The organism is Bdellovibrio sp. GT3, assembly GCF_037996765.1.
In the GTDB taxonomy this organism is placed as follows: Bacteria; Bdellovibrionota; Bdellovibrionia; order Bdellovibrionales; family Bdellovibrionaceae; genus Bdellovibrio.
On the sequence record NZ_JBBNAD010000003.1, the window covers coordinates 81716 to 103661 of the forward strand.

29 protein-coding genes and 1 tRNA gene are annotated in these 21946 nt (G+C 45.9%); 17 read left to right on the forward strand and 13 right to left on the reverse strand.

What is annotated here, in order from left to right; translation table 11 throughout:
* Positions 1-9: 9 nt before the first annotated feature.
* Together AAAA73_RS01505 and AAAA73_RS01510 are read right to left on the reverse strand one after the other, a co-directional pair.
* Entirely contained in the window at positions 10-654 is a 645-nt protein-coding gene (locus tag AAAA73_RS01505) for an RluA family pseudouridine synthase (protein ID WP_340596380.1), read from the reverse strand.
* On the reverse strand, positions 651-1133 hold the full coding sequence (locus AAAA73_RS01510; protein ID WP_340596381.1) for a hypothetical protein: 483 nt from the start codon (positions 1131-1133) through the stop codon (positions 651-653). The genes AAAA73_RS01505 and AAAA73_RS01510 overlap by 4 nt, the downstream gene beginning before the upstream one ends.
* Before the next feature lie 62 nt (positions 1134-1195).
* On the opposite strand from AAAA73_RS01510, the gene AAAA73_RS01515 reads away from it, so the two are divergent.
* Genes AAAA73_RS01515 through AAAA73_RS01530 form a run of 4 tightly spaced genes read left to right on the forward strand, consistent with a single transcriptional unit; the run spans position 1196 to position 3198 of the window.
* The gene (locus tag AAAA73_RS01515) at positions 1196-1477 is read left to right on the forward strand and encodes a hypothetical protein (protein ID WP_340596382.1); all 282 of its coding nucleotides are present in this window, start codon (positions 1196-1198) and stop codon (positions 1475-1477) included.
* A gap of 60 nt (positions 1478-1537) precedes the next feature.
* Positions 1538-2125: a hypothetical protein gene (locus AAAA73_RS01520; protein WP_340596383.1), complete on the forward strand. Its 588-nt coding sequence runs from the start codon at positions 1538-1540 to the stop codon at positions 2123-2125.
* A gap of 9 nt (positions 2126-2134) precedes the next feature.
* Positions 2135-2461, forward strand: coding sequence for a BolA family protein (locus AAAA73_RS01525; RefSeq protein ID WP_340596384.1), 327 nt, complete (start codon positions 2135-2137; stop codon positions 2459-2461).
* A complete protein-coding gene (locus AAAA73_RS01530; RefSeq protein ID WP_340596385.1) occupies positions 2458-3198 on the forward strand; it encodes a substrate-binding periplasmic protein in 741 nt (246 codons plus the stop codon). The genes AAAA73_RS01525 and AAAA73_RS01530 overlap by 4 nt, the downstream gene beginning before the upstream one ends.
* A 28-nt stretch (positions 3199-3226) precedes the next feature.
* Here AAAA73_RS01530 and AAAA73_RS01535 read toward each other — a convergent pair whose 3' ends face one another.
* Positions 3227-3487: a hypothetical protein gene (locus AAAA73_RS01535; protein ID WP_340596386.1), complete on the reverse strand. Its 261-nt coding sequence runs from the start codon at positions 3485-3487 to the stop codon at positions 3227-3229.
* 139 nt (positions 3488-3626) lie between these two features.
* Between AAAA73_RS01535 and ettA the strand changes: the two genes are divergently transcribed.
* Positions 3627-5297: an energy-dependent translational throttle protein EttA gene (ettA, locus tag AAAA73_RS01540; RefSeq protein ID WP_340596387.1), complete on the forward strand. Its 1671-nt coding sequence runs from the start codon at positions 3627-3629 to the stop codon at positions 5295-5297.
* Between the two features lie 3 nt (positions 5298-5300).
* On the opposite strand, the gene AAAA73_RS01545 is transcribed toward ettA, so the two are convergent.
* Positions 5301-6557, reverse strand: coding sequence for a sensor histidine kinase (locus AAAA73_RS01545; protein ID WP_340596388.1), 1257 nt, complete (start codon positions 6555-6557; stop codon positions 5301-5303).
* Between the two features lie 40 nt (positions 6558-6597).
* On the reverse strand, positions 6598-6996 hold the full coding sequence (locus tag AAAA73_RS01550) for a DnaJ domain-containing protein (protein WP_340596389.1): 399 nt from the start codon (positions 6994-6996) through the stop codon (positions 6598-6600).
* A 298-nt stretch (positions 6997-7294) separates the two neighbouring features.
* Here AAAA73_RS01550 and AAAA73_RS01555 point away from each other — a divergent pair, with 298 nt between their 5' ends.
* The 3 genes from AAAA73_RS01555 to ahcY all read left to right on the forward strand — a co-directional run bounded on the left by AAAA73_RS01555 (position 7295) and on the right by ahcY (position 10325).
* The gene (locus AAAA73_RS01555) at positions 7295-7714 is read left to right on the forward strand and encodes an SWIB/MDM2 domain-containing protein (RefSeq protein WP_088614146.1); all 420 of its coding nucleotides are present in this window, start codon (positions 7295-7297) and stop codon (positions 7712-7714) included.
* A gap of 382 nt (positions 7715-8096) precedes the next feature.
* A complete protein-coding gene (gene map / locus AAAA73_RS01560) occupies positions 8097-8861 on the forward strand; it encodes a type I methionyl aminopeptidase (protein WP_340596390.1) in 765 nt (254 codons plus the stop codon).
* A gap of 45 nt (positions 8862-8906) precedes the next feature.
* Entirely contained in the window at positions 8907-10325 is a 1419-nt protein-coding gene (ahcY, locus tag AAAA73_RS01565) for an adenosylhomocysteinase (protein WP_340596391.1), read from the forward strand.
* A 66-nt stretch (positions 10326-10391) separates the two neighbouring features.
* On the opposite strand, the gene AAAA73_RS01570 is transcribed toward ahcY, so the two are convergent.
* The 3 genes from AAAA73_RS01570 to AAAA73_RS01580 form a co-directional block, all read right to left on the reverse strand.
* The gene (locus AAAA73_RS01570; RefSeq protein ID WP_340596392.1) at positions 10392-11078 is read right to left on the reverse strand and encodes a substrate-binding periplasmic protein; all 687 of its coding nucleotides are present in this window, start codon (positions 11076-11078) and stop codon (positions 10392-10394) included.
* A 201-nt stretch (positions 11079-11279) separates the two neighbouring features.
* Positions 11280-11915 carry a hypothetical protein gene (locus AAAA73_RS01575; protein ID WP_340596393.1) on the reverse strand — a complete coding sequence of 212 codons (636 nt, stop codon included), beginning with the start codon at positions 11913-11915 and terminating at the stop codon, positions 11280-11282.
* Positions 11916-11952: 37 nt separating this feature from the next.
* Entirely contained in the window at positions 11953-12201 is a 249-nt protein-coding gene (locus AAAA73_RS01580) for a hypothetical protein (protein WP_340596394.1), read from the reverse strand.
* Between the two features lie 204 nt (positions 12202-12405).
* On the opposite strand from AAAA73_RS01580, the gene AAAA73_RS01585 reads away from it, so the two are divergent.
* Positions 12406-12693 carry an Hpt domain-containing protein gene (locus tag AAAA73_RS01585; protein WP_340596395.1) on the forward strand — a complete coding sequence of 96 codons (288 nt, stop codon included), beginning with the start codon at positions 12406-12408 and terminating at the stop codon, positions 12691-12693.
* Positions 12694-12789: 96 nt separating this feature from the next.
* Here AAAA73_RS01585 and AAAA73_RS01590 read toward each other — a convergent pair whose 3' ends face one another.
* A complete protein-coding gene (locus tag AAAA73_RS01590; protein WP_340596396.1) occupies positions 12790-13050 on the reverse strand; it encodes a CsbD family protein in 261 nt (86 codons plus the stop codon).
* A gap of 9 nt (positions 13051-13059) precedes the next feature.
* A complete protein-coding gene (locus tag AAAA73_RS01595) occupies positions 13060-13632 on the reverse strand; it encodes a hypothetical protein (RefSeq protein WP_340596397.1) in 573 nt (190 codons plus the stop codon).
* Between the two features lie 216 nt (positions 13633-13848).
* On the opposite strand from AAAA73_RS01595, the gene AAAA73_RS01600 reads away from it, so the two are divergent.
* Positions 13849-15261: a sigma-54-dependent transcriptional regulator gene (locus tag AAAA73_RS01600; RefSeq protein WP_340596398.1), complete on the forward strand. Its 1413-nt coding sequence runs from the start codon at positions 13849-13851 to the stop codon at positions 15259-15261.
* Here the strand turns inward: AAAA73_RS01600 and AAAA73_RS01605 are convergent.
* Positions 15250-15714, reverse strand: a complete 465-nt coding sequence (locus tag AAAA73_RS01605) for a GNAT family N-acetyltransferase (protein WP_340596399.1) — start codon at positions 15712-15714, stop codon at positions 15250-15252. The genes AAAA73_RS01600 and AAAA73_RS01605 overlap by 12 nt on opposite strands.
* A gap of 129 nt (positions 15715-15843) precedes the next feature.
* On the opposite strand from AAAA73_RS01605, the gene AAAA73_RS01610 reads away from it, so the two are divergent.
* Complete coding sequence (locus AAAA73_RS01610) at positions 15844-16200, forward strand: winged helix-turn-helix transcriptional regulator (RefSeq protein WP_340596400.1); 357 nt, start codon at positions 15844-15846, stop codon at positions 16198-16200.
* On the opposite strand, the gene orn is transcribed toward AAAA73_RS01610, so the two are convergent.
* Both orn and AAAA73_RS01620 read right to left on the reverse strand, forming a co-directional pair.
* The gene (orn, locus tag AAAA73_RS01615; protein ID WP_340596401.1) at positions 16201-16728 is read right to left on the reverse strand and encodes an oligoribonuclease; all 528 of its coding nucleotides are present in this window, start codon (positions 16726-16728) and stop codon (positions 16201-16203) included. It lies immediately after the preceding gene.
* 26 nt (positions 16729-16754) lie between these two features.
* Positions 16755-17156: a response regulator gene (locus AAAA73_RS01620; protein WP_340596402.1), complete on the reverse strand. Its 402-nt coding sequence runs from the start codon at positions 17154-17156 to the stop codon at positions 16755-16757.
* 249 nt (positions 17157-17405) lie between these two features.
* Between AAAA73_RS01620 and AAAA73_RS01625 the strand changes: the two genes are divergently transcribed.
* The 6 genes from AAAA73_RS01625 (at position 17406) to AAAA73_RS17390 (ending at position 21765) form a co-directional block, all read left to right on the forward strand.
* Positions 17406-17482 (forward strand) — tRNA-Asp (locus tag AAAA73_RS01625).
* Between the two features lie 127 nt (positions 17483-17609).
* Positions 17610-18002 carry a very short patch repair endonuclease gene (locus AAAA73_RS17385; protein WP_445292016.1) on the forward strand — a complete coding sequence of 131 codons (393 nt, stop codon included), beginning with the start codon at positions 17610-17612 and terminating at the stop codon, positions 18000-18002.
* 179 nt (positions 18003-18181) lie between these two features.
* Entirely contained in the window at positions 18182-19435 is a 1254-nt protein-coding gene (dcm, locus tag AAAA73_RS01630) for a DNA (cytosine-5-)-methyltransferase (RefSeq protein ID WP_340596403.1), read from the forward strand.
* 4 nt (positions 19436-19439) lie between these two features.
* Positions 19440-20051, forward strand: coding sequence for an MrcB family domain-containing protein (locus AAAA73_RS01635; RefSeq protein ID WP_340596404.1), 612 nt, complete (start codon positions 19440-19442; stop codon positions 20049-20051).
* Between the two features lie 85 nt (positions 20052-20136).
* Positions 20137-21417 (forward strand): MvaI/BcnI family restriction endonuclease, encoded by a 1281-nt coding sequence (locus AAAA73_RS01640; RefSeq protein WP_340596405.1) that lies wholly within the window; start codon positions 20137-20139, stop codon positions 21415-21417.
* Between the two features lie 123 nt (positions 21418-21540).
* Positions 21541-21765, forward strand: a complete 225-nt coding sequence (locus AAAA73_RS17390; RefSeq protein WP_445292017.1) for a transposase — start codon at positions 21541-21543, stop codon at positions 21763-21765.
* The last annotated feature ends 181 nt before the right edge of the window (positions 21766-21946 follow it).

The following is a 21946-nucleotide window of genomic DNA, read 5'->3' on the forward strand; positions in this document are numbered from 1 at the left end:
AAAAGGCACCTAAAACTCGCGGGGAGCCTCAAACGAGTGCTCTTTGCCGTCAATTGTGATCTTAAGCTTTCCGGCGTGCAGGAACATGCGGTCCGTTTTGTAGATTTCAGCGATGCGCTTATTAAATTTGGGATCGCCATAGCGGCTGTCGCCTAAAATCGCGTGTTTGGCAATCGCACTGTGTTTGCGAATCTGATGCTGGCGGCCAGTGAACAGACGCACTTCAATCAAGCTGGTATATTGGTCTGACTTGATGACTTTAAAATCAGTGCGGGCTTCTACGCGGTCTTTCGCCAGGCCTTGGGGATTCACTCGGCCCTCGGCTTTGTCTGAAATCGGCGTGTTCCAATGTTGCCACTCTTCTGAAGCAGGCATCGAACCCCGTAACAAAGCGAAGTAATACTTTTCACAGGTGCGGGCCTGAAACTGTTCGGCCAGCTGTTTTGCCATGCGAGTGTTTAAAGCTAGCAGTAAAATTCCGCTGGTCTCTTTATCCAAGCGGTGAACCGGATGAATTCCCTCAAAGCTGCCAGGAATTAGTTGTTTTTCAAGAAGGTGACAGACATCGCGAGGGTCATTATGGACGGAAACTCCGGGAGGTTTGTTGATAACCAACCATCCCTCGCCGCGGGCCATGATATCCAATGAACTCATGCTTCGCAGTCCTTTAGTATATTTTCGATTTCCGCCGGATTTAGGTTCTTCGTGCAAAGGTCGGAATTAAAAATCTTTTGTTCAAATCTGGAAATTGCAAATTTGCGAGTGGAGGCCAGGACCACCATGTTAAAGAAAAATCCGGCCCAACTCATAAACGCAAACAGGGTTCCCATAATGTAAAGACTTGTCTTAAAAGCATCGGCATCTTTTTGATGGGAGTCATCGTTCAGTGGCAGCACGCGTCCTTGGCTTTCACACCAGTACTTTTGCACGGATGAAAGATTTTTTTGCAGTTGTTGAAATGCAGCGCTTTTGACTTTTTTCTGATGAAACCAGTAATGCGCACCAGTGGTTGCCAGTGAGGGAAAAATCCCGACGATGTAACTTGCTGCCATTTCCGGAGCCATGGTTGTTCCTTTTGAAAAACCGATCATAAAGATGTCCTGATTGTACTGGTTGGTTCTGATTCTTGGCAAGATCACCCCCATAAACTCGAGACCAGGGCCTTGAGGTTTTAAAATAGTGGCAGGGGGTGAGGATGAATGCCGAAATCAAAGAATTCCTGGATTTTTTGGAAACTGAAAATGATCTCGATTATGGTGACTTCAAACGTGCTGTGGATTTGCGCCTGAATCGCCTTATGGAAAGCTTAAGGCCGCTCAGTCGCGAGCAGATGTTTCGCATGGCCAAGCTGCGCGAAGAGCTTTTATGGATGTATAACGACGATATTGACGAGATGAAGGCGCATCTTATGGAAGAAGCCGCTAGACTGGATACCCAAAGGCCCAGTTGGTCAGGCGACGCGCCCGCTCAATTGTGATGGGACTTCCCATTTAACCCGGATCAGCGTTACGCTTTAGGTATGTCAGGGGAGGGACCTATGTCCAAGAAGCAGCAAAAATCTCATGGTAAACACTCTCACGCCAGCAAATCACACGCGAGCGATTCCGACGTGGAATTTGATTCTGCGGTTGAAACTGAAATCGAAACGGCGATGAACGAAGTGGAGGAGATTTCCACGACTTCCGCTAAATCCTCCTCTGATGAAATCAATACGGAGGCGCAAAACGAAGGTGTCTCCGCACATCCTCACGCGACCGGTCCGGACAGTGGAACCTTTAATGCCGGCTCTGCGGATGATCAATTGGCTCCGGAAGAAATGGCCTACGAAGGCGGACCTGCGGGAGAGGAAGAAAAACCTCATGTGGAGTTTTACGGCTCTGAGATCATCCGTCAAAAAGCACCGAAAGTGATGGAAATTGCCGACACGGTGGTTGAGGAATGGAAAAAAGATGGCAGCTTTGACTCACTTCCAGTGGGGCATCCTTTGGCTGCCATGGCTGCAGGGCGTGCTCTGCGCAAAGCCAAGGACGTGGAAAAAAAGCTTGAGGAAAAAGGCGTCTTTGTTATGGCGAAAATGGGCATGGACTACATCAAGTCTGAAATCGAAAAACGTCGTAAACAGTAGTAGTTTTGTATGAATCGTGAAGCACGTATTTTTTCGGCTCTAACATCAGCGTTAGCACCATCGACTCTGGAAATCGAAAACGAAAGTCATATGCACTCGGGGCCTGCCAGTGAAACACACTACAAGGTCCTGATTGTGTCTGCGCTGTTCGAAGGGAAGTCCCGTATTGATAGACAGCGCCTGGTGAATGACGCTCTAAAAACCGAATTCAATCAGGGGCTTCACGCCCTGACTCAAAAAGCCCTGACTCCGGCCGAGTTTGAAGTGCAAAAAGACGCTTTGAACTTTATTTCCCCGGAGTGTCGCGGCGGATCCAAGAGACTGCCTAAATCATGAAGTTTTTGCTGGGGCTTATCTTATGTGTGGGAGTTGTTGCGGAAGCTGCCATCAAGGAAAGTAAAGTCCTGCGTGTCGGAGCGATCAACTCTCCACCCCATGTGACGGATTTACAAACGAATCCTCCTCAGGGTGCGTTTATTGAATTTTTCAGTAAAAAGATTCTGCCCGATGTCCTAAGCAAGCATCACTACAAGGTCGAATGGAATGCGTCGCCGTTGAAACGTCAGTTTCGTGACTTGGAAGTGGGGCAGTTGGATTTGCTGTTAATGGTGGTGCGCACGCCGGAGCGCGAGAAGATCTATGATTACTCGGTACAACCTCTGGTGAGAGAACAACCGGCAATGGTGGTCCGTAAAAGTCTTTTCAAAAACCATGGGGCCGTCTCAATAAAAGAGTTCTCGGGGAAAACCGTTGGTCTGGTGACTGGGGCTTTGATCCCTGATTTTTTTAAAAAGCATCGCATAGATTATATCCCGGTTGCCGGAGATGATGCTGGTGACAGAATACCAAATCTGGTTGAAACCCAACGCATAGATGGTGCCTTTATTTATTTGAAATCAATCGCTGACGGTGTCGCGCAAAAGTATAAAAACGACAATCTGAAAAGTTTGCTCATTTACGATGTGCCGGCCTATTCCATGTACATCGCTTATAGCAAAAAAGTACCTGCGAGCATTCGCAATGAGATCGATGCGCAGCTTGCTCTGCATTTAAAAGAATATAAAATTAAGTAGCTTCTCGGGGGCCTATTGAGCCGGCGGGCTACTCATCAAATTGAGCAAGCTTGGTTTTTAGATCGCCCAGGAGTTTTTTGACTTCCTGCAGCTGTTCTTGGTCAGGGGCGACCTTTTCGGCCATGGTTTCAGTTAAGACATCCCACGTATCCAGAGCTTGTTTAAGATCTGAATTGAGGTTGCCAAAGAGGCCTCTTTTGCCTGTCTCTTTAGCAGTGGAAGCAGTCGTTGCTTCTTTCTCAGTTGTGTTAGCACGCGTCGTACGTGCTGTTTCGATGTCGTTACTCATGGACCTTTTCTGTATTTTTATATTATCGGACGCGCATCCTGCGCGAAGGCGATAGTGTTATAGCTCGAACACCATTTGACAAGCATTTTCACTCTGAAATAAGTTAGCTCTTCATGAATTAACTTATAAGGTGGGTTTGATGTCTCAAGAGATTATCTACACAATGAAAGGTGTAAGTAAAGTATATCCTCCAAATCGTTTCGTTTTGAAGGACATTTACCTTTCTTACTTCTACGGAGCAAAAATCGGTGTTCTAGGTCTGAATGGTTCTGGTAAATCCACTTTGCTTAGAATTATGGCAGGCGTGGATAAGGATTTCATCGGTGAAGCCTTCCCATCCAAAACAATGAAAGTGGGCTACTTCGAGCAAGAGCCGCACTTGGATGATAATCTGACTGTGAAAGAAAACATCTTTGCGGGCATGGGCGAGTTGCCAAAAGTAATGGCAGAGTACAACGCTATCAACGACAAGTTCGCAGATCCTGATTTGGATCCGGATGAGATGAATAAACTTATCGACAAACAAGGTGCCCTTCAGGAAAAATTGGACGCTTTGGGGGCTTGGGATGTCGATCAAAAGATCGAAATCGTCATGGATGCTCTTCGTTGTCCAGATGGCGACATGGGTGTGACCAAGCTTTCCGGTGGTGAGAAACGCCGTGTGGCTTTGGCTCGTTTGATCATGTCTGAGCCGGATATCCTGCTTCTGGATGAGCCAACGAATCACTTGGATGCTGAATCCGTTGCGTGGCTTGAACAATATCTTTCAAAATTCCCAGGCACAGTTATCGCCGTAACGCATGACCGTTATTTCCTTGATAACGTTGCTGGTTGGATTCTGGAATTGGATCGTGGTGAGGGGATTCCTTGGAAAGGGAACTACACTTCTTGGCTTGAACAAAAAGACAAGCGCACTGCGAATGAACAAAAGGATCAGGCTCGCAAAGCTAAAACTCTTGAAAGAGAGTTGGACTGGATTCGTCAGGGGGCTAAGGCTCGTCAGGCTAAATCCAAAGCACGTATTTCCAACTACGAAAACCTGTTGAAAGAGGCGTCTCCAGAGAAAATCCAAGAGATGTCCATCTATATCCCACCAGGGCCTCGTTTGGGTGATATCGTGGTTGAAGCCAAAGGCATCACGAAGGCTTACGATCACAAAGTTTTGTTGGATGACGTAAGCTTCACGATTCCTAAGGGTGCGATCGTGGGTGTTATCGGACCGAATGGTGTCGGTAAATCCACTTTATTCCGTATGATCACGGGTAAAGAAGCCCCGGATTCTGGATCATTCAAAGTCGGTGAGACGGTTAAGATTTCTTACGTGGATCAAACTCGTGAAACTTTGAACCCCGATAAAACCATCTTTGAAGAGCTTTCTGGTGGCGCTGATGTGATCCAATTGGGAACACGTGAAATTCCATCTCGTCAGTATGTTTCCTGGTTCAACTTCTCCGGTTCTGACCAACAAAAGAAAGTGGGTCAATTGTCGGGTGGTGAGCGCAACCGCGTGAACATGGCCAAAATCCTGAAAGAGGGCGGAAACCTTTTGCTTCTGGATGAGCCGACGAATGATTTGGACGTCAATACTATGCGTGCTCTTGAGGAAGCTCTTCTGGAGTTCGGTGGATCTGTTGTGGTGATTTCGCATGATCGCTGGTTTTTGGATCGTGTTTGTACCCACATTATGGCGTTCGAAGGGGATTCAAAAATTGAATTCTATCCTGGAAACTTCACAGAATACGAAGAAGACCGCAAAAAACGCCTTGGCGAAAACGCAGGTCCGAAACGTATCCGCTTTAAAATGGTTTAGTGCCTATTTGGCCAAAGGCAGCTTCAGGGTGACTAGTGTGCCCTGAAGTCGTGAATCGGTGGCGGACTCATTGGAAAGCACAGCAATGGTTCCGCCCAACATCTGAATGTACTCTTTCACCAGAGGCATTCCATAGCCAGTCCCTTTTTCCCCTTGAGTTCCTTCGCGGTTGGTCTGACTGCCAATATCAAATAGATTCTTTTGAATGGCTTCGGGGATCCCCACGCCATAATCCTGTATCTCGACTACAACATTTGTGCCGCTGGTGAAAGCTCGAATGTCAATGCGATCGCCCGGGTGAGAGAACTTCACCGCGTTGCTGATGATGTTTAACAGCACCACGTTTCCTAGAATGGTTTTTTCGGCATTTACCAACATTTTTTCGCGGCCGATCTCCAAAGACAGTTTGATGCCTTTGGGGCCCGCTAAAGATTCCGCGCTTTCATAAATATCACTAAGGACTTTGGCCAGAGACATCGGTTTAAGGGGCAGACGTGCCTTGCCGTCCTTCACCGACTTCAAATGTCGGACTTGAGTCAGGAGGTTGTTGATTTCCTGAACCGCGCGCTCCATCTTTTCCAGCTCCGTGGTGCTGGTGGTCTGTTCTTCCTTGGCGCGAATCAATTGCAGGGTCATGGAGGACAGGGTGTTGGCGATGTCATGTAAAAGGACTCGCAGCAGGTTTTCGACGTCGTTGTTTTTATCTCGCAGGGTTTGGGCGTAGGCCGCCTCATTGCGCAGATAAACGTGGGTGGTCAAACTGGTGTAGCCCAGGAAACCAATCAGATTGAAAATTAATTCTTCCTTAAATACCTGGGGGGAGGGGATCAGATTTGGTTCCACTCCCATGTGGTTGTTCAGGATAAAAACAACCAGAGTCGCAAAGATGATGAAATAACCCGTGATGGCACCGCGGGTACCAAACAGAATGGCCGTGGCCAAGGGAATGGTTGCCAGCCAATATACGCCGGGCGCAAAAAGCCCTCCGGTCACATAGATCAGCAGGATCATCATAAAAATCAAAGTTATCAAAAGGCTCACGGCCGCTGTGCGATACAGTTTAAAGCGATACCATAGCAAGGGCGGCCCCAGAATGATCGCGATCGACAGTGGAGTCATGATGCTGGTGTACTCGGGGGATTTAAAGGCTCCAGCGAATCTGAAGGTATAGAACACCGACATGAATGCCCCAAAGGCATACATGATCTGCATATAGAGAAGCCGCTTGCGGTGGTCTACGACCGAAAAGTTCTGGTTCATTTATGATAAACAATTCGGATTTATATAAGGATTCTAAAGCCTAGAACAAGCTTCGTAAGATTTCGTAATGTTCCTTAAGGTTCAGGAACTGCTCGGTGTTTCCACCTTGGTCGGGGTGAAGAATCAAAGCGGCCTGACGGTAGGCTTTTCTTAATTCAGTTTCAGTGAAACCTTCAGAAAGACCGTGCACCCAGCATTTAAGGAACTCATAGGACTGGCGCTGTACAGGAGAGAATGCATGGGGTTTGCGTTGTGGACGAACCGCTGGGCGAGGATATTGTCCACGGGGAGCTTGGGATTCTACTTTGTTAATTTGGCCCAAAAGGTAAGCCAGGTGAAGAGGATCAGAGTCCATGACAGAAGAGTAATTTCCCTGAGAAGCCGTCTCTTGGCCCATCTTTTCTCTTAGGATTTGTTTGAAACTCGTCTGAAAACTCATGCCTTTCTATTCGGAAAACGGGGTTTTTCGAGGAGTCCAGAGGTGGCAAGTGAACCAAAATTAGACCTTTTTCCCTCTGGAAATCCTGTTTCTCGAGGGGAAAAAGGCGGTTTCTCGGGGTTTTCCCCCTGTTTTCAGAGGTGGAAATGGCTGTTTCAGAGGGAAAAATGCGGTTTTGAGAGGGGGTGCGAAAAAAAATGAGGGGTGTGCATTTTTTTTTGGACAAACGACTGGACTTAGATAGACACTTAACTCATTCGAGAGAAACAAGACAATAATCCTAACGGAGGAATTAACAATGGCAAAAGCTACTAAAAAAGCTACTAAGAAAGCTGCTCCTAAAAAAGCTGCAGCAAAAAAAACTACTGCTAAAAAAGCAGCTCCTAAAGCAAAAGCTACTACTAAAAAAGCAGCTCCTAAAGCTAAAGCAGCAAAAGCTCCTAAAGCAGCTAAACCAAAAACTGCTCGTAAGCCAAACGCAGCTTTCATGAAAGCTTTGACTCCATCTGCAGCTCTAGCAGCAGTAGTTGGTGCTTCACCACTTCCACGCACTGAAGTTGTTAAAAAACTTTGGGCTTACATCAAGAAGAACAATCTTCAAGATTCTAAAAACAAACGTAACATCAACGCTGACGCTAAACTTAAAGAAGTTTTCGGCGGTAAAACTCAAGTTAGCATGTTTGACATGACTAAACTTGTTTCCAAACACCTTAAGTAGTCTCTAGCTACATTAAGATGGAAAAAAGCCACCTTCGGGTGGCTTTTTTTTTGCCTTCGAGTCGGGATGATTGAAAAGACCCCATCGCGGCGTTGGAGCGGGCCGTCCTCGCTCCGACGTACATTAAGTACGCCTGCGCTGCGGGCGGCCCACTCCGCCTTGCTCCTGGGGCCTTTTGAATCACCCCATAGTTGAACTTGTTCGCGTTTTCGGGCTGGTCTGCGACGCCGCCCGAAATGGCTGGCCCTCGCTTTTGGCGAGTTGGCGCCGCTTTTGGCCGCCCTTTGGGCGAGCATGGGGGAGGGGGAGGGGGAGGGCTTATGTGGTTTCTGGGTAATCCTTGGCTTGGCTCGGGGGTGGGGGTGTGTTATACCTTTTGCCTATGGGAATTAAGCCTCTTTCTCTTGAAGAGATCAAAAAAATGACGGTGGCCTGCAGGATTGCGGCTGATACTCTTACTTATCTTGAAAAGTATGTGAAAATTGGGATCTCTACTCAGGAGATTGACGAGCTTGCCTTTGATTTCATGCAAACTCGTGGGGCTAAGTCGGCTTGCTTGGGCTACCATGGGTATCCTAAGTACACGTGCACTTCTGTGAACGAAGTGGTTTGTCATGGTTTGCCGGATCCTTCGGTTATTTTGAAGGATGGCGACATTATCAATGTCGATGTGACGGCTTGGATTGATGGGTTCTTTGGGGATACTTCGCGCATGTATATGATCGGGAATGTTTCTGATCAGGCTCGCGATCTGGTGGAAACCGCGCAGATGGCTCGTGACAAGGGGATTGAGGCGATCACTCCTCGCGGTTACACGGGGGATATCGGTTTTGAAACTTACAAATATGTGACTCGCAAGGGTTATACAGTTGTTAAGGAAATCGGTGGTCACGGTGTGGGTCGTACATTCCACGATGAACCTTTTGTTCCGGCATTCGGGAAAAAGGGCAAGGGCGAGCGCCTGGTGCCATTCCATTGTATCACTGTTGAACCGATGGTGAATCAAGGGGTTGAGGATGTGGTTGAGTTCAACATCCCGGGCTCTTCGATCAAGTACTACAATACGGCTGATGGAAAACTGTCGGCCCAGTATGAGCACACAGTTCTTGTGACTGACACGGGTTACGAGATTCTGACTCTGCCTTAACAATTTAAATTTTAATTTTTAGTTTAACAAAGGACGTTTTAAAAAATGGCTACTACAACTACGAACGGAAAAGCGATGAAAAAAAACAACGCGAAAGCTGCGATGGCAGTGACTTCTAATAAGACAGCTACTTCTAAAAACAACCGTGACTTCATGGTTTGCAAAGAGGCTATGGAAAACCCAGAGGTTTTCGCTAAGCTTGCTAAATGGGGTCGTGAAGAGATCTCTATTGCTGAAACTGAAATGCCAGGTTTGATGGCGCTTCGTAAAGAGTTCGGCAAACAAAAACCATTCAAAGGTGCAAAAATCGCAGGTTGCTTGCACATGACTATCCAAACTGCAGTGTTGATTGAAACACTTGTAGAGCTTGGCGCTGAAATCCGTTGGTCTTCTTGCAACATCTTCTCTACTCAAGATCACGCGGCTGTTGCTATCGCTGCTGCGGGTATCCCGGTATTTGCTTGGAAAGGTCTGACTGAGACTGAGTTCAACTGGTGTATCGAACAAACTATCACTGGCTGGGGTAAAGATGGTTACAACTTGATCCTGGACGACGGTGGTGATTTGACGAACATGATGCATGAGCCACGCTTCGCTAAAGAATTGAAGAAAATCATCGGTATCTCTGAAGAGACAACGACAGGTGTTCACAATCTTGAAGTGATGTTGAAAGCTGGCAAATTGAAAGTTCCAGCAATCAATATCAATGACTCTGTAACTAAATCCAAATTCGACAACTTGTACGGTTGCCGCGAATCACTTGCTGACGGTATCAAACGTGCTACGGACGTTATGATCGCTGGTAAAATCTGCGTTGTTGCAGGTTACGGTGACGTAGGTAAAGGTTCTGCGCACTCTCTACGTGGTTTGGGCGCTCGCGTGCTTGTAACTGAAATCGATCCTATCTGCGCATTGCAAGCAGCTATGGAAGGTTTCGAAGTTGTGACTATGGAAGAAGCGGCTCCAATGGGCGATATCTTCGTAACTGCAACTGGTTGCTGCGATATCATCACTGAAAAGCACTTCACTAAAATGAAAAACAACGCGATCGTTTGTAACATTGGTCACTTCGATATCGAAATCGATATGGCATGGATCAACAAGAACTCAAAAGTTCGCGAAGTTAAACCACAAGTGGACATCCACACTTTGAAAAACGGCAACCAAATCATCATCCTTGCAAAAGGTCGTTTGGTGAACTTGGGCTGTGCAACAGGTCACCCAAGCTTCGTAATGTCGAATTCATTCACGAACCAAGTTTTGGCTCAAATGGAACTTTACATGAACCGCGACAAATACCAAGAGATCGCAGTTTACCGTTTGCCGAAGCACTTGGACGAAAAAGTGGCGGCTCTTCACCTTGGCAAACTAGGTGTGAAGTTGACAAAACTTTCTCAAAAACAAGCGAAGTACTTGCACATGAACCCAGCAGGTCCTTTCAAACCAGAACACTACCGTTACTAGAGGTAACAGTTCCCTTTTTGGAACGCATACCGATAATAAAAACCCCGCTGATGAGGCGGGGTTTTTTTATGGATTCTTATTCAGAACTTCACGAATCGTGGGGTAGGCGCTTAGATCACCGCTCAGGCGTTTTTTCAATGCCGCTTCCAGTTTCGGCATCTCTTTCGCAAATTCTTTTCTCATGGCAACGTACACGGGTGTTTCCATAAACGGTTCCGGAAGCATGGCGATCTTTTTCTTGGTTTCGGGATTGGCGTTCACCACCGATAGGCCCACTTCGCGGATAGAAATGCAGTATTTCACTTTCTTCTCAAGCAACATCTGAATGCAATGAAACGGATTGGTCGCCTGGATAAATTTCAGCTTGCGCTGCTTCGCCATCTGCAGAATTCGCGAATTGTTCAGTGATATGGTCCCTTTGTATTTTTTAAGGTTTTTAATATCCAGGGATTCGGACCGCAAATGAAAAACCGAGGCATAGGTCTTTGCCACGGGGAATGAGGTAATAACAACCTTTTCGACTTCGCGTGTATCACTCAAATCATCATAAGCCACAGCATCCACTCGTCCTGACAACAGGATTTCGCGAGAGCTTTGCGCCGTTCTTAGGGTTGTTTCCACTTTGTAACCTATATCATTGAATGAGCTAATGACCAGATTGTGATATTCAACCAGTGCCTGATTGCGATTATATTTAAATGGGACGCCCAAATTAATTACTTTTTGGGAGGTCTCTCCGGCTGCGGTTGCCATTGCAGTCGATAATAAAATAAAGGCATAGATCCAGTATGCGATGATGCAGTCCTCTTGGTCCGAGATGATTCGTGTGAGACTGTAGTTACAAAATTGCTTGATTCTGACAAGTTTTATCAACTTCTTAACAGAATCGTCATCTACGCATAGAGGAGCGGGCAGCTCGGCTCAATGAGACTGCCCACTTTGTTGGAAGGGTGGTTAGAGAGTGACAGGGAAGGATAAGCTTACGATATAGCTTTTGTTTCTGCCTTCGATGCCATCTAGGTTCCCAGACAGGGGACCGGCATTTTCAATTGTAGTCGAATCATAAGTTGCGTCTTGGTACTCCAGATTGATGCTGACACTTTTTACATAGATACCAGCACCAATGCGGTAGCCCTTCAGATCATTGAACTTAACATCCACTCCGCTAATTTCTTCGGGATTCAGACCGCCGGTCAGAATGTAGGTACCCCAAACCCGGATGCCATAGAGGGGAGTTTGCACACCCAGGGTCACACCGGCATCGTATGAATCGGAAGAGCCATCGCCGTTCAGGGCGGAGGAGTCATAGTTGGGTTTGGCGAAGCGGCCATCCGCCCCCAGGAAGAGGGATTCCCAGACATGAACTCCAAAGCGCAAACCCAATCCGAAACCTTTTAAGTCTTCTTTGGAATCGTTCAAAGGAGCGGGGTACGAAACGTTCACGTCGCCGGTTTGATAGGTCAACATCGGCTCGATAAACATGCCTCCAGGTTTTAAGTCACTGCTGGAGTCGGTACTGTCTTGTGCAAATACGGAAGGGGAGCATAAAACAGCGACCGCTACGATGATGAGTTTGTTTTTGAATATCATGATGTCCTCCTGATGAAGCGGTGATTAGAACTGAAAACTAGTTGGCCATGTCTTTAACTTCTTCAGTGGCTTCAGATGCGCGGTTTTTGATCTTTTTTCCTGCGCATTCCATTTTGCCATTGACCATTTCACAGGCCGTTTCTTCCACGCGGTTGGCGCTTTTTTTGACGACTTTTTTCGTGTCTTGCGTGACTTCTTTAGTGGTTTCCTTGATGTCGTCGGCAAAACTGTAAGTCGCTGCGCCTGTCAAAAATCCCGCAAATAGAAGTGATGTAACTAGTCTCATGGTTTTTCTCCTTGTGTGTTTCATGCGAAATTAGAAATGCAACCGCGGTGCCATCTGGAACGTGGATATATTCGAGTACAACCATGAGAGAAGCTTTTAATGAGGCGAAATGCCACACTTCGAGGAGAAAAGGGATGGGTAATCGCTTCTTGATGAATTCTGGGACTTGCGAATAAAATGCAGTCTTTGATAAAGGCTTTTTATATGGAAGATGAATTTAAAGTTTCTGCCGATGTCCAAGTTAGATATTTGCTCCGCCGTATTGGTGAGTTGTCTGATATTGAAACCAGCGATGCGGTGAATTTTGAACTTGCTAAAAAGATGGGCCACCAGATCAAGGGGAATGCGGATACTTTTGAATTTCCAAACCTCACGGAAATGGCGCGGGCTTTGGAGGCTAAGGCAGATCAAAGCGACGAAGCGGGAGTCCGGGATGTGGTGCGAAATCTTTTGAATTCGATGCGTGTTCACTTGAAGGAGCTTGCTCCCTAAGGAGAGACCGCCCCTCCCATAGTTTTCGGCGGAAAACTTTGAAAGGGGCGGCGGAGAACCCGTGACCGCTGAAGGATCCAGTCACGGAAACTTTAATTAATGACTTCTTTTACGTTCTGCTTGATCGCGGTTTTCGCGCAAGCTGTCTTTTGTCGATTCAGCGTATTTATCCATCAATGAAGACACTTTTTTGGAAGCATCCTCTTTGGCAAGTCCATAACGCTGTTGCACGATACCTGCGATAGCTTGGGCATCACCTTTGGTTTTTTCAAACTCATCATCAGTGATGTTGCCCCAGGTTTTGCGAAGTTCGCCTTTGATCTCGTTCCATTTTCCTTGAAGTACGTCTTTATTCATAAATACCTCCTATTCGTATTTTACCAGAACCACGGCTTTGGAAGCCTTGTTTCCCATCAATGCCTGACGTGGACCAACGTCGTTAGGGGCCGCGCCAATGTTTTCGAATGTATTCTTTGTTTTGTTGTCGTCGGAGTTCACAAGCTCCGAAAAGAAATTCGGACGCTTCGCCATGTTGTGAACATCGATGTCGGCTTCAGACTGCATGTCTTTTTTAAAGAAGTCTTTCACCGCTGACAAGCGATCGTCTGCCAGCTTCTTGTCGTTGCTTGGAACTTTTTGACCTTCAGCTGGATACTCACGATCGGCCCAGGCTAGAACCTGAATTTCCTTAATTTCACCGTGGGCATTCGCGGCTCCCGCAAGCTGGCGAAGTTTTACTTTCTCTGTTTCACTGACAGTGTTTTGCCCTTCCGGAAAATCAATCACGGTGTAATAAGCCGCGCCCATTTGCGCCGCTGCCTGTGATGTTTTGGATGGAGTTTCCTGAGTGGCCTCTTTCGTTTCGGTCGTGGCACAGCCCATTGCGAGTGCCGTTGTTGCAGCCAGTGCTGTGGTAATAAGTGTTTTTCTTTGCAACATAATGTTTCTCCTTCTGTTCCGTCCCAGAATCTTTAACGCTCTGGATAACTAAGCATTGTGCATTTCCGATGCCGCAGGACCTAAGTGCTCAGCTCAAATCTATTGAGGAAAGATTCTTAAAAAGATTACGATTGGGGCATAAAGGGACTTTGTGGTTGTAGCTAAATTCCACACTCGCTTTAATGATCACACTTTTGATGGAGGCACAGGATTATTATGAATTCTCCAAAACACATACTTTTGATTGAAGACGACTTGGATTTGGCAGAGCTTGCCATCGCCTATTTCAGACAAAAAGACATTCAAGTCCATCACTGCGCAGACCCGTTAGAGGCTTTGCAGAATGTGAAAACGCGAAAACTTGTTCCCGATGCAATTATCACGGACTTGAATCTTCCGCAGATGTCGGGATTGGATTTTATCCGCCAGATGCGCATCGAGGGACTGATGGTCCCCATTATTCTGATCACAGTTTCCAATGACGTGGATACGGCGGTGACAGCGATTGAAGCCGGCGCTTATGATTTCGTTGTTAAGCCCCTTCACTTTCCGCAGTTGCTGATTTCGGCGCAACGGGCATTTAAGTATAACCATTTGAATCGCGAAAACAAAAACCTGCGCGATGCCATTGATCAAAGTAAAGGTTTAAGTCCTCACGGTATCATCGGTAAAAGTGAAAGCATTCGCCTGATCATGGAACTTGCCAAGCGCGTGGCGAAAAGTACGGCGACCGTTTCGATCACAGGGGAGTCGGGAACCGGTAAAGAGGTTTTTGCCAAAGCCATTCATAATTGGTCAGGGCGAAGTGATAAGCCCTTTGTGGCGATCAATTGCTCCGCGATTCCTGAGAACCTGCTTGAGTCCGAACTTTTTGGTCATGCCAAAGGATCCTTTACTGGCGCCCATGACAAGAAGATTGGCTTGTTCGAGGAAGCCCATGGTGGCACCTTGTTTTTGGATGAAATCGGTGACTTAAACCTCTCACTTCAAGCAAAACTTTTACGTGTGTTGCAGGAAAAAGAGATCAAGCGTGTGGGTGAAAATCAGACGCGGCAAATTGATGTCCGTATTATCACCGCGACTCATAAGGATCTGCGCACCGAGGTTCATGAAAAACGTTTCCGTGAGGATTTGTTTTTCCGCCTGAATGTTATCCCGATCACGATTTCGCCATTAAGGGAACGTCGTGAGGATATTTTGCCTTTGGCAGAGTTCTTCCTGAAAAAATTCTCGGAACTGAACGGCTCCAAGGTCACTGGATTTACCAAGGCCGCCAAGGAGTTCCTGTTAACCCAAAATTGGCGCGGGAATGTTCGTGAACTGGAAAACACCGTCGAGCGAGCGGTCGTTTTAAGTTCGGAAGCTGAAATTGATGTTTCGTCCTTCCTGATGTTTGACGAGCCGTCGTTGTTGGCAGGGGACGGGGATTTGGATTTGGAAAATCAAAATGCGTTTGTTTTCCGATACGGGAATCAGGTGGCCCCACTGAACGAGGTGGAAAAGCAGTACATTCAATATGTTTTTGAAAAATGTGACCGGGTCAAAGATCTGACAGCCAGGACTTTGGGAATTGATCGCAAAACCCTGTACCGCAAGTTGCAGGATGAGGGTCTGTCCCTACAACACTAATTTCATCTCGATATTACTACGGTCATAGTCGGGGTGAGGACCCAAATGCGTGGTCACGAAGCCGTGTTTTTTGTAAAGCGTAATTGCCGGAGTCAGCACCGTGTTTGAAAGCAGGGTGATTTCTTCGGCTTTCTTTTTTCTGGCCCACGCGATGGCCGTTTCAATCAGGAGGTCGCCCAATCCCTGTCCCCGGTAATGCGGTGACACCGCCATTTTCGCCAGCTCATAGGACTTTTCCCCATGCGGAACCATCGCACAGGTGGCGATCGCTTTGCCCTGATCCAAAATGAAAAAAATCTCGCCACCGATATTCAAGATACTTTCCTGCGCTTGATTTAACTGAATCAGGTCCATTTTTTCGACGACAAAATGCTTCTGAATCCATTCGGTGTTCAGTTCAACAAAGGCTGTGTGGTGTTCCGGAGCATATTTAGTGACGGTAAACTTCGACATGGCTTCCTCGCTGTTGACCCAGGGATACTATCACGTTACCAGTAAATTCATTAAATAGGTTTTTTCATGAACTAGTATCAAATCTGATACTAGCTGTGGTTATTAAGCGGAAATTAAGGGTGGTTGCAGATGAATGTAAAAAAGAAGAAATTCAATTGTCCCGCCGAACTGACGGCCTCACTCATCCAGGGAAAGTGGAAGGCGATCATTCTGTATAATTTGCGCAAGACTCCGAAAAGATTTGGCGAGCTTCGCAGACTAACTCCGGGAATCACTCAAGCGACCTTAACCCGGCAACTCAAGGAATTGGAAAACTCCGGCATTGTCAGGCGCTCAGAACTGGGGCGGGATAAATTGTCTGGGGTCGAGTACGAACTAACAGTGGCGGGGCAAGAGATGAAGCCCGTGTTGTATGCGATGATCCGTTGGGGCCTGGCATATCAAAAAGACTATGTCGCCGGCCCCTTTGTGATGGTGGGACGTTAATTACTTTTTAAAACTTAAGTTATCACAGTAATGACGAAGTTCCTGGATGCTTTCGCGGATATCATCCAAAGCACGGTGGCTGTTGGTTTTTTGATAAATGTAGCGGAACTTGTTATTGATGATCACTTTCCATGACGACACGTCCACTTGGCGATAGTGCAGTCTTCCTGCCAGATCCGGCATGTACTTATTAATGAACAGACGATCCTGCATGATCGAGTTCCCTGCCATCACCGGGCGATCCTTGGGTTCTGGCCAGTGTTTTTTCACCAGGTCCACCAACATCGCTTCGGCTTGATCTTCCGGCATGCCGTTTGGAACCTTGGCAGTCAGGCCCGATTTCTTGTGGTGCTCGGTATTCCAGGCATCCATGCTATCCAGGAATTTTTGCGGCTGCTTGATTACGGTTTCAAAGACATCCAGCTCTTTAAAGTTCAGATCTGTGACGATCGCTGCGACTTCGATGATACGTTCTTTTTCAACATCAAGGCCGGTCATTTCCATGTCCAGCCAAAATAGTTTTTCCATGAGAGCCTTCTTCCTGTAGTTCAAAATTATTTTGGCGTAGCCGTGCCAGTTTGCAAAGCTGTTTTGACGGTCTCAATCAGCTTTTTCTCATTCCAGGGCTTGTCGATCAGGGCAAAGACGCCCAGGCTCTGTGCTTCCTGAATGATGTCCTTTTGGCCGTAACCGGTGTGCATGATAAACGGCGTCTGAATGCCGTTTTCGCGCATCCACTTTAAGACCTCAAGGCCGCTTTTCTTAGGCATTTTTTCATCTGACAGAACCGCATCGTAGTGTTGCGACTTCATCTTTTCGATGCCCTCAATGCCATTGGCTGCGGTGTCGATTTGCGAAGCCGAATCTTCAAGGATGGCGGTTAAAACCTCGCGAAGGTCTTCTTCGTCGTCGATGATCAGGAGCTTGCCGTTACGTGATGGGGATTGAATAATCATGTCCCCATTATGGCAAAGCGGGGCGGGGGAGTCATCGGCTGTGGAAGGGAAAATGCCAATTAAACCATGTGCGAAGGCAGAAAAACTCCGAGATTTCCTACATTTGCACAATTCTTACGCAATCCCGGCGATCCACGCGAAGCACACTGCATCAGTTTTGGGCCGACTTTAAAATATCATTAAAAATTTTAAAAATAATGTTGATCTGCGGGGACGCAATAGCTATAACAAGTCTTCCAAAACACCACTGGGGTGGTAGTTAAGTTGGTTATAACGTCCGCCTGTCACGCGGAAGGCCGCGGGTTCGAGTCCCGTCCACCCCGCCATTTTTTCTCTGAAAACATGGCAGAAATCACCGAAGCTTAGTCTTCGGTTTTTTTATGCCTAAAATCTATTCTAAAAAGCATTACCAATATGAATCTCTATTTAATGCGTATGGTTTATAGTTAGATCATGGATGTCTTAAGCAAGTCCCAGCGAAGCTACTGTATGTCGCGAATTCAGTCGCGGCATACGTCACCTGAAAGAAATGTGCGGCAAATCCTTCGTTCACTGGGGGTTCGGTATAGATTGGATTCAACGCTTCCTGGGAAACCCGATATTAAGATTGTAGGTCAGAACACAGTCATCTTTATTGATGGCTGTTTTTGGCACAAATGCCCGCGGCATTTTCACGAGCCCAAAAATAATGCCTTGTTCTGGCAAAAGAAAATCGAATCAAATGTTCTCAGGGATAAAATACGCAGAAAGCAGCTGCGGACGCTCGGGTATAAAGTCATTAGAATCTGGGAGCATGAATTGAGAGACATAACTGTCCTTTTTGATAAGATCGTACGTAGTTTGTAGTGCGGTATTGGTTTTGCTTACGTTCTAATAGTTCTATTTTAATCCACCAGATTGGCTTTCAAATGAAACGTGTCCGAATGCTGGTTTGTTAGGCATAACGGACTGCAGGATATTGTTTACTTGAATTGTCTGGGAATTAATTGGAATAATTTTATTACAAATCATGCCTGGAGCTACAGATGGCCACTAAGAAGCTTACCCCAAATGATCTAATTAACTTCAGAACAAAACACGGAATCTCTGCGCAAGAGTTTGGTGAATTGCTGTATCCTGAAATGTCTGCGAAGGCAGTGACGCAAAAAATCTCCAAATGGGAAAAAGGTGAGGGAGAGATTCCACACTATATGAATGCAACATTAAAGGGCTTGGATCTGGATTTCTCTGAAAAGAAATCCAAGAAAAAAGATTCCAAAGATGGCGATCATAATTTCAAGTTTATTGATTTGTTTGCAGGTATTGGCGGGATGAGATTGCCATTCGAAGAACTTGGTGGCGATTGTGTATTCACCAGTGAGTGGGACGCATATCCTGCGAAAGTATATGCAGACAACTATGGTGACAAGCCGGCGGGTGATATCACGAAGGTAGACGCTGCTAATATTCCAGCACATGATATATTGCTTGCGGGCTTCCCTTGTCAGCCATTCTCTATTGCCGGTGTTTCTAAGAAGAAATCACTGGGGCGTGAGCATGGTTTTAAAGATAAGACTCAGGGAACGCTGTTCTTTGATGTTGCCAGAATTATCGAGCACCACAGACCAAAGATGTTCTTGTTAGAGAACGTTAAGAATCTTCTTTCTCATGACAAAGGCAACACCTTTAAAGTCATTATTGATACTTTGACCAATGATCTTGGGTATAATGTCAGCTACCAGATTGTCGATGCAAAAGATTTTGTGCCTCAGCACCGTGAGAGAATTTATATTGTGGGAGTAGACTCGAAAGAGCGTAATTTTAAATTCCCTGATGTGATTAAGGCCAGTCATAAGCTGGGTGATATCTTGGAAAAAGACTCTTCTGTTGATCCGAAGTACACTTTGTCTGATCGTCTTTGGACAGGTCTTCAAAGGCATGCCCAGAAGCACAAGGCAAAGGGTAATGGATTTGGTTTTGGTCTTGTGAACAGATCTGGAATCGCAAGAACTCTTTCTGCCAGATACTACAAAGATGGTTCTGAGATTCTAATTGAGCAAAAGAACAAAAATCCTCGCAGGCTGACGCCACGTGAATGCGCTCGTTTGATGGGATTCCCAGAAACGTTTGAAATTACTGTTTCTGATACTCGCGCGTATAAATGCTTTGGTAACTCGGTAGTTGTGCCGGTTATTCGTCATTTGGCGGAAGAGATTGTATCTACGTTAGGTGCAATGAAGCACAAAAAGACCAAGAGTGCTAAACAGCTAACATTTAATGATGATTTAGTTGAGGCGTAATCGAATGGGAAAATTAACACAGGATATTGTTAAATTTTTGGAGGCTTATAAATCAAAGGGTCATAAAATATCCTCTGAGCAAGCAGCTTTCCAGTTGGGAGTTTATGAACTACCTCAAGAGGTAAAAAGCCTTTGTGGAGTAGATTCGATTTCCGGTGATTTGGCATTTGAGGGAAGTGTTGGAAAAGGTTCTTGGTCGCGAACTCCTTGGGTTGCAATCTATGATACTCGAGTGACTGAGCGTGCGTCCGACGGCTTCTATGTAGCGCTAATTTTTGCTGAAAGTCTCGATAGAGTATTTTTGGTTCTGACAAATACATCTAGTAGCCATATAAATTATAAACCATATAAGATCGATGCTGCAAACGTTACTGCGTTGAATTCCTTTTCGAGGGGAGCAATACCGAAAGGACTTCTAAGCCAAAGTGGACGTGGCAGCGGTCCGTCATTCGAACAGTCCACAATTCAATGGCGGGAGTACGCTGTAGGGGAAATGGAAAGCTTGGAGAAAGATCTCGGGTCGTTGGTAAGATGCTACAAACTTCTGGTTGATCAACACTTGCAAAGCCTTCCTCGAGAAAAGCCATTTAAACCGAATCCTTTTCTTCTGCGTTAAGTCTATAGCCTAGTTTTTGATGCTCGTTGTTTTAGAAATTCACTAGTATTTGTTTAGTATTTAAGCTGTCCATTGGAGGATTCTTTTGGACAGTTTAAGTAAAATTCGTAGTGTGTTTAGGGAAAACGGCTGTACAGAGTTGTATGCAAAAATTCTGGCCGAAAACGACAATGCAAAAAATCAAATTTATTTTGGTCCAAATTTCAAGGCATTGTCCGTTCTTCCAATTCTATCTGTAACCAAAGGAAAAGGTAAGAAAAGCCTATTTGGGCTATTGGATTTCTATTGGCTGGAGGGACAGAATTGTCTTCTTGGGGCCAATGGAGCGAAGTTAATTTTTTATCCTCAGTATCCTGAGGTTCGGTTTTCTGGATTTCTTCGAGGGACAGATATTAGCTATTCGCGATTGCTCGCGGAGGATACGCGCGTTCATGGACGAGTGCTATTCTTGGGAGTTGCTGGTTCGCGAGTTATTGGTCTTGTTGTGTCTGCTGGGGCTCGGGTTGCCAAAGAAGTCGCAAAAGTGGCAGAGTCAAGCGACGACGTGTTGGTGGATATTGGTGTTCTTTCAGATTCGAATTCCGCTAAGAATAAACTTTTTAAATCTCTAAAAGAAGTGAGTAAGTCGGGATGGTTGAAATCCTGCCGTAGATCCAATGATAAGATTTTACCGTGTAAAGGTGTAAATTGTGGAGGCTACACTTTGGAAGCCCTTCTGGGGATTTCAAATAATGGAAAGTCCGAACCTGACTTTATGGGTTGGGAGTTAAAGTCTGTACAAGCTAAGAGTTTTGAAAAGATGCCAGTTGGGCGCATCACCCTTTTCACGCCTGAGCCTGACGGCGGAATATATGTAGTGAAGGGTGTAAACCAGTTTGTACAGTCATATGGCTATCCCGATAAAAATGGGAAACCGAATAGAATGAACTTCAGTAGTCCTCATTATTTTGGGAAAATAAACAAAAACACCGGGTTGAAAATCGAAATTCAAGGATTCTCGAAGGGGAAAATTACGGATACTAATGGCGGAGTGTGCTTGGTGGGGAAGCGCGGTGAGATTGCTGCAAAATGGAACTTCAGTGGTCTTATGGAGCATTGGAACAAAAAGCATAATAAAGTTTGCTTTGTTCCATCTCAGAAAAAGGCATCCAATAACTGCGATCAGTTTAGATATTCCGACATGGTTTATTTAGGGGAAGGGTCTGACTTTGTTCGCTTCCTTAGTGCTCTCGAAATTGGTGCTGTTTATTATGATCCAGGTATTCACGTGGTAAACGGGGTACCTAAACGAAGAAGTCAATTTCGTGTCGATTTCAAAAAGCTATCATGCTTGTATGATCGATTTGGTTCAGAGTCTTTGATTTAGATAATGGTTGAGTGAGGTTGCCGGAAAAACAGATCCAACTTGATTTTTAACTCCGCTGTGTCAAAATTGATCAACGGAAAGACAATGAAATCACGATTCACGGAAGAATAAATTGTCTGAGCTTTGCAGCGTCTCAAGAATGGGATCAAGCAAGATGATCTAGCCAGAGAACTCGGCATATCGATCGCCACCATTCAGGTTTGGAAGAAAAAACACAACGATATGAACGTTAACGTAGCTCGACGGATTCGGGAGCTCGAGTTGGAAAATGCAAAGCTCAAACGAATCGTAGCGGATCAAGCTCTCGATATAGTTATGCTCAAGGATGTACACTCAAAAAAGTGGTAGCCAAACCTAAGCGATTGGCAGCCCAACATTTGATTGAAAGGCATGACGTCAGCGAACGCCGTGCTTCAAAGGTTTTGGGTCTCTCACTGTCAACTAAGGGATATAAATCTCATCCGCGCGATGAAGCTTGATGCGAAACGTATTGAAGATGCTGCTGCATAAGTGTAATGATGGAGGTTGA

What these genes read in the sequence shown, in the direction of transcription:
- AAAA73_RS01505 (WP_340596380.1), bottom strand. Translation starts at nt 654, where the DNA reads ATGAGTTCATTGGATATCATGGCCCGCGGCGAGGGATGGTTGGTTATC.
- AAAA73_RS01515 (WP_340596382.1), top strand. Translation starts at nt 1,196, where the DNA reads ATGAATGCCGAAATCAAAGAATTCCTGGATTTTTTGGAAACTGAAAAT.
- AAAA73_RS01520 (WP_340596383.1), top strand. Translation starts at nt 1,538, where the DNA reads ATGTCCAAGAAGCAGCAAAAATCTCATGGTAAACACTCTCACGCCAGC.
- AAAA73_RS01525 (WP_340596384.1), top strand. Translation starts at nt 2,135, where the DNA reads ATGAATCGTGAAGCACGTATTTTTTCGGCTCTAACATCAGCGTTAGCA.
- AAAA73_RS01530 (WP_340596385.1), top strand. Translation starts at nt 2,458, where the DNA reads ATGAAGTTTTTGCTGGGGCTTATCTTATGTGTGGGAGTTGTTGCGGAA.
- AAAA73_RS01535 (WP_340596386.1), bottom strand. Translation starts at nt 3,487, where the DNA reads ATGAGTAACGACATCGAAACAGCACGTACGACGCGTGCTAACACAACT.
- ettA (WP_340596387.1), top strand. Translation starts at nt 3,627, where the DNA reads ATGTCTCAAGAGATTATCTACACAATGAAAGGTGTAAGTAAAGTATAT.
- AAAA73_RS01545 (WP_340596388.1), bottom strand. Translation starts at nt 6,557, where the DNA reads ATGAACCAGAACTTTTCGGTCGTAGACCACCGCAAGCGGCTTCTCTAT.
- AAAA73_RS01550 (WP_340596389.1), bottom strand. Translation starts at nt 6,996, where the DNA reads ATGAGTTTTCAGACGAGTTTCAAACAAATCCTAAGAGAAAAGATGGGC.
- AAAA73_RS01555 (WP_088614146.1), top strand. Translation starts at nt 7,295, where the DNA reads ATGGCAAAAGCTACTAAAAAAGCTACTAAGAAAGCTGCTCCTAAAAAA.
- map (WP_340596390.1), top strand. Translation starts at nt 8,097, where the DNA reads ATGGGAATTAAGCCTCTTTCTCTTGAAGAGATCAAAAAAATGACGGTG.
- ahcY (WP_340596391.1), top strand. Translation starts at nt 8,907, where the DNA reads ATGGCTACTACAACTACGAACGGAAAAGCGATGAAAAAAAACAACGCG.
- AAAA73_RS01570 (WP_340596392.1), bottom strand. Translation starts at nt 11,078, where the DNA reads ATGGCAACCGCAGCCGGAGAGACCTCCCAAAAAGTAATTAATTTGGGC.
- AAAA73_RS01575 (WP_340596393.1), bottom strand. Translation starts at nt 11,915, where the DNA reads ATGATATTCAAAAACAAACTCATCATCGTAGCGGTCGCTGTTTTATGC.
- AAAA73_RS01580 (WP_340596394.1), bottom strand. Translation starts at nt 12,201, where the DNA reads ATGAGACTAGTTACATCACTTCTATTTGCGGGATTTTTGACAGGCGCA.
- AAAA73_RS01585 (WP_340596395.1), top strand. Translation starts at nt 12,406, where the DNA reads ATGGAAGATGAATTTAAAGTTTCTGCCGATGTCCAAGTTAGATATTTG.
- AAAA73_RS01590 (WP_340596396.1), bottom strand. Translation starts at nt 13,050, where the DNA reads ATGAATAAAGACGTACTTCAAGGAAAATGGAACGAGATCAAAGGCGAA.
- AAAA73_RS01595 (WP_340596397.1), bottom strand. Translation starts at nt 13,632, where the DNA reads ATGTTGCAAAGAAAAACACTTATTACCACAGCACTGGCTGCAACAACG.
- AAAA73_RS01600 (WP_340596398.1), top strand. Translation starts at nt 13,849, where the DNA reads ATGAATTCTCCAAAACACATACTTTTGATTGAAGACGACTTGGATTTG.
- AAAA73_RS01605 (WP_340596399.1), bottom strand. Translation starts at nt 15,714, where the DNA reads ATGTCGAAGTTTACCGTCACTAAATATGCTCCGGAACACCACACAGCC.
- AAAA73_RS01610 (WP_340596400.1), top strand. Translation starts at nt 15,844, where the DNA reads ATGAATGTAAAAAAGAAGAAATTCAATTGTCCCGCCGAACTGACGGCC.
- orn (WP_340596401.1), bottom strand. Translation starts at nt 16,728, where the DNA reads ATGGAAAAACTATTTTGGCTGGACATGGAAATGACCGGCCTTGATGTT.
- AAAA73_RS01620 (WP_340596402.1), bottom strand. Translation starts at nt 17,156, where the DNA reads ATGATTATTCAATCCCCATCACGTAACGGCAAGCTCCTGATCATCGAC.
- AAAA73_RS17385 (WP_445292016.1), top strand. Translation starts at nt 17,610, where the DNA reads ATGGATGTCTTAAGCAAGTCCCAGCGAAGCTACTGTATGTCGCGAATT.
- dcm (WP_340596403.1), top strand. Translation starts at nt 18,182, where the DNA reads ATGGCCACTAAGAAGCTTACCCCAAATGATCTAATTAACTTCAGAACA.
- AAAA73_RS01635 (WP_340596404.1), top strand. Translation starts at nt 19,440, where the DNA reads ATGGGAAAATTAACACAGGATATTGTTAAATTTTTGGAGGCTTATAAA.